Origin of the sequence: Dokdonella sp., from assembly GCF_039926425.1 — a bacterium.
GTDB lineage: Bacteria > Pseudomonadota > Gammaproteobacteria > Xanthomonadales > Rhodanobacteraceae > Dokdonella_A.
Genome location: NZ_JBDSWZ010000241.1, coordinates 1 through 9,737 on the forward strand (window position 1 = coordinate 1; position 9,737 = coordinate 9,737).

Genomic DNA, 9,737 nt, shown 5'->3' on the forward strand with positions numbered 1-9,737 from the left:
ACCAGCGTGTAACCCTTGCGTTCGATCGCGCCGATCAGTTTGTCGATCTCCTCGCGATGCAGCAGCAATTTGCGCGTACGCCGGTCGTTCGCGATGACGTGCGTGGAGGCGGAAATCAACGGCGGAATCGATGCGCCCTGCAGGAAAATCTCCGAGCCACGGACAACCGCGTACGACTCGCTGAGATTGATGCGACCCGCGCGCAGACTCTTCACTTCCCAGCCTTCGAGCATGATGCCGGCTTCGTAGTGTTCGTCGATGTGGAACTCGTGGCGCGCGCGCTTGTTCTGCGCGATCGTGCCGCCACTGGTCTTGTCCTTGGATTTTGCTTTTGCCATGTCCGATACAATTGGGGAATGCACTGCGACCGGTTGCCGCCCACGTGATCCAGATCCGCCGCCATGCCCTGGTTCGCCAAACGCCTGAACGGATGTTCGATCTGGTCAACGATGTCGAAGCATACCCGACGCGCTTCGGGTGGTGCTCCGGCGCGACGGTACTGGACCGTGTCGGAGACGACTCGCTGGTCGCCCGACTCGACCTGCGTTTCGCCGGCCTGACGCAAAGTTTCACCACGCGCAACACACTTGAACGACCGCGACGACTGCACTTGCAACTCGTCGAGGGACGGCTGAACGCACTTGAAGGGGAGTGGACGTTCGATCCGCTCGGCGACAATGGCTGCCGCATCGCGCTTGCCCTCGACTTCGACTACTCAGGCATTGGCGGAACGGCGCTCCGACTCGGTTTTCAGAGCCTTGCCAACCGCATGGTCGACGATTTCTGCAGCGCTGCGGGCAGAGCCGATGGATGACCCGGCGACCGCGACGGTGTCCGTCGAAGTGGCTTACGCCGAACCGCGATTCCAGTTCCTCCGCGGCGTCGAGCTGCCTCGTGGCGCGACCGTTGCCGATGCCATCGCCGCATCGGGGGTTGCGCTTGCATGTTCCATCGACGACACGCTGCTGGACGCGGGGATCTGGTCTCGTCGCGTTGCGCGCGACACCAGCGTCAAGGATGGAGACCGGATTGAACTTTACCGACCGCTCACGGCCGATCCGAAGGAGTCGCGACGCAGACGCGCCGCGAATGCGTCACGCCTCAAGCCGCCTCGTCAGCCTTGACCGCCATTTGGCCTTTTCTTTTCCTCTGCGGGACGCTTTTCGTCCGGATACTGGCGCTTGTACTTGCGCGCATCCTTGATCAACTGATCCGGATCTTCCGGGAAGTAGTCGCCGTCGATCTTCACCAGCGCCTCGTCCTTGAAGTAGAGGATCAGGTCCTTCGACGCCATCTTGTGTCGGCCACGGCTGATGGTGGAGACGTAATCCCAGCGGTTCTGGTCGAACGGACTGATCACCGCAGGCGATCCCATCACCAGCAGGACCTGGCGCTTCGTCATGCCGGGCTTGAGTGCTTCGACAGTGGATTTGTCGAACAGATTGCCCTGCTGCGCATCCACCTTGTAGATGAGGCCGCAACCGCTGAGCGGAACGAGGGCGAGAAGGGCGAGAAGGGCGAGCCAGCGAAGTCGCATGCGTGGGAATCCGGAAGGTCGGTCAATCGCCGATGATACACTAGCGCCTGAAATTTCCGGTTTTTCAGGCCAGGCCGCAGGGAGGATGAACGTGGAATCGACAGAACTGCGCAAAGCCGGCCTCAAGGTCACCCATCCGCGCATGCGGATCCTGGAAATCCTCGACACCGATGACGGCAAGCACTTCACCGCGGAGGACATCTACCGCGAGCTGCTGGACAAGCACGACGACATCGGCCTTGCGACGGTCTATCGGGTGCTGACCCAGTTTGAAGCGGCCGGCATGGTGCTGAAGCACAACTTCGAAGGCGGCCAGGCCGTCTATGAACTCGACCGCGGCAAGCACCACGACCACATGGTGGATGTCGAATCCGGCAAGGTCATCGAATTCTCCAGCGAGGAGATCGAACGCCTGCAGAAGGAAATCGCCACCAAGCATGGGTATGCGATTGAGGATCACAGCCTCGTGCTTTATGTGAGACCGTTGAAGAAGAAATAGGCGTCACGGTCCGTTCTGTGGGGGACCCTCTTCAACCCTGCACGGGCGCCACAGCACGACTCAACATCTGCTTCGCATGCGCAAGCGTTTCGCGCGTGATCTCGATGCCGCCGAGCATGCGCGCGACTTCTTTCTGCCGTGCTTTTCCTTCGAGCGGATCGATGCGGGTTTCGGTGGACGCGCCGTCGCTGGATTTGCGGACCGACAAATGACGGTGACCCTGCGCGGCAACCTGTGGCAGATGGGTGACGCACAGCACCTGGCAGCGCGCGCCGAGTGCGCGAAGTTTCTGGCCGACCACTTCGGCGACCGCGCCGCCGATGCCGGAATCGACTTCGTCGAACACCATGGTGCCGACCGCGTCGCTTCCGAGCGCGGCCACTTCGATCGCCAGGCTGATGCGGGAGAGTTCGCCGCCCGACGCCACCTTGCGCAGCGCGCGCGGTGGCTGGCCCGGGTTGGCGCTGACCAGGAATTCGCAGCGTTCGGCGCCTTGCGGATCCGGCTCGTTGCCTGGCTGCGCGTCCAGCTGCACTTCGAACCGGCCGCCGCGCATGCCGAGTTCCGCCATCAACGCGCTGACCGACCCAGCCAATGATTGTGCGGTTTCTGCACGTCGCTTGCCGAGCTTTTTCGCAGCGATGGCATGTGTGGATGCGAGGCGATTCTGTTCTTCGCGCAACGTGGCGATGCTGGTGCCCGCGCCGCGCAGGATCTCCAGTTCTTCGCGCAGCGAATCTGCATGCGCCTTCAGCTCCGGCATGCGCACGCGGTGCTTGCGCGCAAGTTCGTGCAACTTGCCGAGCTGCGATTCGGTTTCGGCAAGGCGCTCCGGATCCAGATCGAGAGCGCTCTGATAACGTGCCAGCGAATCGCCCGCTTCGTTGAGCTGGATCCGCGCGTTTTCGAGCAGCTCGCCGATCGGGGCAAGACGTTCGTCCAGCGCGCCGAGGTGCGCCAGTTCGGACTGCGCGCGCGCGAGGAGGCGCGGCAGCGCGAATTCGCCGTCGCCATCCAGGCGGTCGGCGAGGGCGGCGCAGCCTTGCAGCAGCTGGCCGGAATTGGCAAGGCGCTTGTGATTCTCCTCCAGCGTGGCAAATGCTTCGGGTGTGATCGCATGACGATCGAGTTCGTCGACCTGATGGCCGAGCCACTCGATCCGCTCGGCATGATCGACCCCGCGCGAGAGTTCGTTGATCCGCGCGGTCGTCTCGCGCCACGCCTTCGCGGTGCGCGCGACCTCCGCAAGTTCTGCGGCGTGTTCGCCAAAGGTGTCGAGCAGCGTCAATTGCTGTGTGCGATCCAGCAACGCCTGGTGCTCGTGCTGGCCGTGGATCTCGATCAGGCTTGCAGCCAGCGTCTTCATCTGGGTGAGGGTGACCGGACGGCCATTGATCCAGGCGCGCGAACTGCCTTCGCTGCGGATCACCCGGCGCAACTGGCAAGCACCATCCTCGTCGAGGTCCTCGGCGACGAGCCAGTCGCGCAGATCCGGATGCGGAGCAAGATCGAATGCGGCGGCGAGTTCCGCGCGCTCGCACCCGTGGCGCACCATCGAGGCTTCGGCACGCCCTCCGGCGAGCAGCAGCAGCGCATCCACCAGCAGCGATTTGCCCGCGCCGGTTTCGCCGGTGACCACGGTCATCCCGGGGCCGAAAGCGATCTCGGCTTCGCCGACGATCGCGAAATCCTTCACGTAGAGACTTTCCAGCATGGCTCGCGTTCGACCCCGGGGTCAGGTGGGCGTTGGGTCAGATCGGTGAGGTCGGCAACCGGCGATTGTCGTTGGCGACGCGCGGATGTCCGCCTCGACCGGAACGCACGTGCGGACCTTTCTCCGCCGCTTCAAGGGCGATCCGCGTGGGTGCGCCAGAAGGTGCTGGCCGCGCGGTCCGTCGATGGAAGCCGCGGAACGCTAGCACGCGCCGGTGACGCAACCAAGCTGCCGCGTTGAAATCCTGACGCAGCGCCCCTATTGATCAGGGGTCACGCGCTTGCTAGCGTCCGCTGCATCATGGGTGCCACGCACCTTCCCGGACCTCGATGAACTCTTCCAGCCAGCACCTCGATGCGCGTTCCCGCCAACTGCTGCGAACGCTGATCGCCCGCTACATTTCGGAAGGCCAGCCGATCGGTTCGCGCACGCTCGCCAAGGCGTCTGGGCTGGACGTCAGCCCGGCGACGATTCGCAACATCCTGTCCGATCTCGAGGAATTCGGGCTCGTTGCTGCGCCCCACACGTCGTCGGGGCGGGTGCCCACGTCGCAGGGGTATCGCGTATTCGTCGACAGCCTGATCGAGATGCGGCCGCTCGGCGAACCGGAGGTCGATCAGTTGCGCCGGGAGTTGCCCACCGACGTGTCGACGCCGGACCTTCTCGAAAGTGCGACGTCGCTGCTGTCGGAGATGACCCACTTCGTCGGCGTGGTCAGCGTGCCGCGTCGCGAGGAGTTTCCGTTCCGTCACATCGATTTCGTGCAGCTCGATGGCGGTCGCGTGCTGGTGATTCTCGTGTTCACCGATGGCCAGGTGCAGAACCGCGTGATCGTCACCCAGCGTGCGTACGGTGCGGGGGAGCTCGAACAGGTCGCCAATTATCTCAATACGCATTTCGCCGGAATGCGTTTCGACGAGATCCGCGCGCGCCTGCTGCACGAGATGCAGGACGAGAGCGCGCGACTCAACACGCTGCTCGGCGCTGCGGTCGAGGTTGCGCAGCAGGCGTTCGAGAGCAGTCCCGTGAACGACATGCTGGTCGCCGGCCAGACCAAGCTGATGGGCAAGCAGGACGTGTCGGACGTCGACCGTCTGCGCGAGCTCTTCGAGGCGTTCCAGCGCAAGCGCGACCTTCTGCAATTGCTCGAACGCTGCTCCCACGCCGAAGGCGTACGCCTGTTCATTGGCGAGGAGTCCGGCTTCGCCGCGCTGGACACATGGAGCCTCGTCACGGCACCTTACGGGGTTGGCGGGCGCATTCTCGGCGTTCTCGGCGTGATTGGCCCGACCCGGATGGCCTACGAACGGGTGATCCCGGTCGTCCAGGCAACCGCGAATCTCATCTCCGGCGCCTTGAAGCGGAGCCAGCCGGCCTTATAAACGGGCGCATGGCGTGCAGGAAGGCACCGTGGCACGCGGCCGCGGGTCTGCCGATTGCCGACGTTCACTCCGGCGCGAGGCGTTCCGCGTCCGGCTGCCGTGACCGTGGGTTTTTGATGTGCGCGCTGCGCGATCAGCTGTTTCAGATACGGAGGAGTCATGGAAAATACGGATCCACGAACGAGCGATGCAACGGAGTCGGCCGACGAGGCCGTCGCCGGCGAACTGGAAACGCTGTCGCGGCAGCTCGGCGAAGCGGAAGCGAAGCTGGCCGAAATGCGTGAGACGGTGCTGCGCGAACGGGCGGAACTGGACAACCAGCGCAAGCGGTTGCAGCGCGACGTCGACCAGGCGCGGCGCTTCGCGAACGAGAAGCTGCTCGCCGACCTGCTGCCGGTGCTCGACAATCTCGAGCGCGGACTGGCAGTGGAGGGTGGCGATCCGGGCCTGTTGCGCAACGGTGTCGACCTGACGATGCGCGAGCTCCTGCGGGTCGCCGAATCCAACGGCCTCAAGGTCGTCGGAGCCACCGGCGATGCGTTCGATCCGGAGCGCCACCAGGCGATGGCGATGGTCGATTCACCCGGCCACCCGGCCGGACAGATCGTGTCGGTGATGCAGAAGGGCTACGTGCTGAACGAACGCCTGCTGCGACCGGCGCTGGTGTCGGTGTCCAAATAGGCGATGCGGGTCCAAGCGCTTGAAACGCAAGCGCGGACCCCCAGATTTCGCCACAGTCGCGGCCTGCGGGGCCGCATCGAATCATTTGAATCAAAGATCGGGAGAGCAACGTAATGGGCAAGATCATCGGTATCGACCTCGGCACGACCAATTCGTGCGTGTCGGTCATGGAAGGCAACACGGCTCGGGTCATCGAGAACTCCGAGGGCGATCGCACCACGCCGTCGGTGGTTGCGTTCAAGGACAATGAGGTCGTGGTCGGCGCGACGGCCAAGCGCCAGTCCGTGACGAATCCGAAGAACACGTTCTACGCGGTGAAGCGCCTTATCGGCCGCAAGTTCACCGACGCGGAAGTGCAGAAGGACATCGGCATGGTGCCGTACAAGATCGTCGCGCACGACAACGGGGACGCGTGGGTCGAGACCGCCGACGGCAAGAAGATGCCGCCGCAGGAAGTGTCGGCGAAGATCCTGATGAAAATGAAGAAGACCGCAGAGGACTTCCTCGGCGAGGCCGTGACGGAAGCGGTCATCACCGTGCCGGCGTACTTCAACGACTCGCAGCGCCAGGCGACCAAGGACGCCGGCCGCATCGCGGGCCTCGACGTCAAGCGCATCATCAACGAGCCGACTGCGGCCGCGCTTGCGTACGGCATGGACAAGAAGGGCGGCGATCGCAAGATCGCGGTGTACGACCTTGGCGGCGGCACGTTCGACATCTCGATCATCGAGATTGCCGAAGTCGACGGCGAGAAGCAGTTTGAAGTGCTGGCGACGAATGGCGACACGTTCCTCGGTGGCGAGGACTTCGACAAGCGAGTCATCGATTATCTCGTGGACGAATTCAAGAAAGACCAGGGCGTGGATCTGAAGAACGATCCGCTCGCGCTGCAGCGTCTGAAGGATGCCGCAGAGCGCGCGAAGATCGAGCTCAGCACGGCGCACCAGACCGAAGTGAACCTGCCGTACATCACTGCGGATGCGGCTGGCCCGAAGCATCTCAACATCAAGCTGACGCGCGCGAAGCTCGAGGCGCTGGTGGGCGATCTCGTCGAGAAGACGATGGGTCCGTGCCGCACCGCGATCAACGATGCCGGTCTCAAGGTGTCCGACGTGCAGGAAGTGATCCTCGTCGGCGGCCAGACGCGCATGCCCAAGGTGCAGGAAGCGGTCAAGGATTTCTTCGGCAAGGAACCGCGGAAAGACGTCAATCCGGATGAGGCGGTTGCAGTCGGCGCCGCGATCCAAGGCGGCGTGCTTGGCGGAACCGTCAAGGATGTGCTGCTGCTCGACGTGACGCCGCTGTCGCTCGGCATCGAGACGATGGGTGGTGTGTTCACCAAGCTGATCGAGAAGAACACGACGATTCCGACCAAGGCATCGCAGGTGTTTTCGACCGCGGAAGACAACCAGTCGGCAGTCACCGTGCATGTGCTGCAGGGTGAGCGTGAGCAGGCGCGGTTCAACAAGTCACTGGCGAAGTTCGATCTCGCCGGAATCCAGGCGGCACCGCGTGGAACGCCGCAGGTCGAGGTGTCGTTCGACATCGACGCAAACGGCATCCTGCATGTCGGTGCGAAGGACAAGGCGACCGGCAAGGAACAGCGCATCGAGATCAAGGCGGGTTCGGGCCTCAGTGAAGAGGAAATCCAGCGCATGGTGCGCGATGCCGAAACCAACAAGGAAGAAGACAAGAAATTCCACGAGCTGATCGCGGTGCGCAACAAGGCCGACCAGCTGGTGCACTCGACGCGCGCTGCCATCAAGGAACACGGTGGCAAGGTGGCCGGTGACATCGGCCGCATCGAGGAAGCGCTGGGCGATCTGGAGAAGGTGATGAAGGGCGAGGACAAGGCGCAGATCGAAGCGCGCACGACCACGCTTGAGGAAGCCGCGAAGCCGCTGTTCGCTGCGGCATCGCAAAGCCCGCCCGCCGGTGATGCTCCGGACGCTGCGGCGCAAGCCGCCGGTGCGGGGAACGACGACGTCGTCGACGCCGAGTTCACCGAGGTCAAGGACGAGAAGTAGGTCTTACCGACGGATCGATCGTCGGGATGACCTGACCGTATCGATCGCCGCGCGCGATCGATACGGGCTTACCGGCTTGGGAACGCAATGGAAAAAGGACGAGTCGAGGCATTCACCGACGGCGTGATCGCGATCATCATCACGATCATGGTGCTCGAGCTGAAGACGCCGCATGCGCCAACGTGGGACGCGCTGCATGAGTTGTGGCCGGTGTTTGGTGCGTACGTCCTCAGTTTCATCTATGTCGGCATCTACTGGAACAACCATCACCACATGTTCAAGGCGGTGGAGGTTGTGAGTGGTCCGGTGTTGTGGTCCAACCTGCATCTGCTGTTCTGGCTTTCGCTGTTTCCGTTCACCACCGCGTGGATGAGCGAAACAGGATTCTCCACGCTCCCGACCGCGCTCTATGGCATAACGCTGCTGATGGCGGCCGTTGCATGGCCGATCCGTCAGGCGCAGCTGATCCGCTGCAACGGACGCGACGGCACGTTGGCGCGGGCGGTCGGCACCAACGTCAAGGGCTGGATCTCCATCGTCGGCTACGTTCTCGGCATTGCGGCTGCCTTCATCCATCCACTGCTCGGCTGCGCGCTTTATGCCGCGGTCGCGCTGGTCTGGTTCATTCCGGACAAACGCATCGAAAGGGTTCAGGCGACATGAGCAAGCGGTGTTATTACGAAGTGCTGGGCGTCGCGCGCAACACGCAGGACGACGAGCTCAAGAAATCGTTTCGTCGCCTCGCGATGAAATATCACCCTGATCGATGCCCGGACGACCCTGCCGCGCAGGACAAATTCAAGGAGGCGAAGGAGGCGTACGAGATTCTCGCCGATGCGCAGAAGCGTGCGGCCTATGACCAGCATGGCCACGCGGCGTTCGAACACGGCATGGGCGGTCGCGGCGGCGCCGGATTCAACGGCGACGTCGGCGACATTTTCGGCGACATCTTCTCCGACATTTTCGGCGGCCGTGGCGGTGCGCGTGGCCGCACGCAACGCGGCTCGGATTTGCGTTATCTGATCGAGCTCGATCTCGAGGAAGCCGTGTTCGGCGTGGAGAAGGAGATCGAAGTGCCGACGCTGGTCGAGTGCGGCACCTGCACCGGCAGCGGTTCCAGCGACGGGAAGACCTCCACCTGCAGCACCTGCCGCGGGCAGGGTCGTGTACGCATGCAGAATGGCATTTTTTCGATCCAGCAGGCGTGCCCACACTGCGCCGGCAGCGGCAAGGTGATTGCGAACCCGTGCAAGGAGTGCCGCGGCGAAGGACGCGTGAATGACGAGCGCACGCTGCAGGTCAAGATTCCAGCCGGCGTCGACAACGGCGACCGGATCCGTCTGACCGGGCAGGGCGAGGCGGGGCCCCCAGGCACCGTTCCGGGCGATCTCTATGTTGAGGTGCGCGTGCGCGAACACGCCATTTTCCAGCGCGACGGCGACGATCTTCACTGCGAGCTGCCGCTCCGCTTTGCACAGGCGGCGCTCGGCGCTGAACTGCGCGTGCCGACGCTGGAAGGCGAGACGGAAATCAAGATTCCCCCGGAAACGCAGAATGGCCGACAGTTCCGCTTGCGCGGAAAGGGCGTGAAGTCGGTGCGCAGCGGACGGACCGGCGACCTGCATTGTCGCGTCGCGATCGAAACCCCGGTGCGCCTGACCGCGGAGCAACGCGAACTGCTGCAGCAATTCGAGGCGACATTTTCCGGCGAGGGCGCCGCAGCACACTCGCCGCGCAACACGTCGTGGATCGATGGCGTGAAGCGGTTCTGGGAGCGCGTGACGTCCTGAGTGGTTGGTGACGCGTCGTCTTCAAACGACATCAGCGTCTCCTGCAATTTTCGTGGGAGCGGCTTCAGCCGCGATGCTCTATCGATGGTTCACGAAGAGCATCGCGG

General features: G+C 63.5%; 11 protein-coding genes. 8 read left to right on the top strand and 3 right to left on the bottom strand.

Annotated features, from left to right (window positions below):
• Nucleotides 1–338 (bottom strand): SsrA-binding protein SmpB (gene smpB / locus ABIV12_RS13855; protein WP_348060289.1); only part of this gene is annotated, 338 nt, incomplete at its 3' end.
• Nucleotides 339–382: 44 nt separating this feature from the next.
• On the opposite strand from smpB, the gene ABIV12_RS13860 reads away from it, so the two are divergent.
• A complete protein-coding gene (locus tag ABIV12_RS13860) occupies nucleotides 383–814 on the top strand; it encodes a type II toxin-antitoxin system RatA family toxin (RefSeq protein WP_348060291.1) in 432 nt (143 codons plus the stop codon).
• The gene (locus ABIV12_RS13865) at nucleotides 807–1,124 is read left to right on the top strand and encodes an RnfH family protein (RefSeq protein ID WP_348060293.1); all 318 of its coding nucleotides are present in this window, start codon (nucleotides 807–809) and stop codon (nucleotides 1,122–1,124) included. Before ABIV12_RS13860 ends, ABIV12_RS13865 begins: the two co-directional genes overlap by 8 nt.
• Here ABIV12_RS13865 and bamE read toward each other — a convergent pair.
• Nucleotides 1,115–1,537 carry an outer membrane protein assembly factor BamE gene (gene bamE / locus ABIV12_RS13870; protein ID WP_348060295.1) on the bottom strand — a complete coding sequence of 141 codons (423 nt, stop codon included), beginning with the start codon at nucleotides 1,535–1,537 and terminating at the stop codon, nucleotides 1,115–1,117. The genes ABIV12_RS13865 and bamE overlap by 10 nt on opposite strands.
• Nucleotides 1,538–1,622: 85 nt before the next feature.
• On the opposite strand from bamE, the gene fur reads away from it, so the two are divergent.
• Nucleotides 1,623–2,036 (top strand): ferric iron uptake transcriptional regulator, encoded by a 414-nt coding sequence (fur, locus tag ABIV12_RS13875; protein ID WP_348060297.1) that lies wholly within the window; start codon nucleotides 1,623–1,625, stop codon nucleotides 2,034–2,036.
• A 31-nt stretch (nucleotides 2,037–2,067) separates the two neighbouring features.
• On the opposite strand, the gene recN is transcribed toward fur, so the two are convergent.
• Nucleotides 2,068–3,750, bottom strand: coding sequence for a DNA repair protein RecN (gene recN / locus ABIV12_RS13880; RefSeq protein ID WP_348060299.1), 1,683 nt, complete (start codon nucleotides 3,748–3,750; stop codon nucleotides 2,068–2,070).
• A gap of 329 nt (nucleotides 3,751–4,079) precedes the next feature.
• On the opposite strand from recN, the gene hrcA reads away from it, so the two are divergent.
• The 5 genes from hrcA to dnaJ all read left to right on the top strand — a co-directional run bounded on the left by hrcA (nucleotide 4,080) and on the right by dnaJ (nucleotide 9,630).
• Complete coding sequence (gene hrcA / locus ABIV12_RS13885) at nucleotides 4,080–5,132, top strand: heat-inducible transcriptional repressor HrcA (RefSeq protein ID WP_348060301.1); 1,053 nt, start codon at nucleotides 4,080–4,082, stop codon at nucleotides 5,130–5,132.
• A gap of 159 nt (nucleotides 5,133–5,291) precedes the next feature.
• Nucleotides 5,292–5,813: a nucleotide exchange factor GrpE gene (gene grpE / locus ABIV12_RS13890; protein WP_348060303.1), complete on the top strand. Its 522-nt coding sequence runs from the start codon at nucleotides 5,292–5,294 to the stop codon at nucleotides 5,811–5,813.
• 113 nt (nucleotides 5,814–5,926) lie between these two features.
• Nucleotides 5,927–7,840 carry a molecular chaperone DnaK gene (gene dnaK, locus ABIV12_RS13895; protein ID WP_348060305.1) on the top strand — a complete coding sequence of 638 codons (1,914 nt, stop codon included), beginning with the start codon at nucleotides 5,927–5,929 and terminating at the stop codon, nucleotides 7,838–7,840.
• 87 nt (nucleotides 7,841–7,927) lie between these two features.
• Nucleotides 7,928–8,503 carry a TMEM175 family protein gene (locus ABIV12_RS13900; protein WP_348060307.1) on the top strand — a complete coding sequence of 192 codons (576 nt, stop codon included), beginning with the start codon at nucleotides 7,928–7,930 and terminating at the stop codon, nucleotides 8,501–8,503.
• Nucleotides 8,500–9,630, top strand: a complete 1,131-nt coding sequence (dnaJ, locus tag ABIV12_RS13905) for a molecular chaperone DnaJ (protein WP_348060309.1) — start codon at nucleotides 8,500–8,502, stop codon at nucleotides 9,628–9,630. Before ABIV12_RS13900 ends, dnaJ begins: the two co-directional genes overlap by 4 nt.
• Nucleotides 9,631–9,737: the final 107 nt, after the last annotated feature.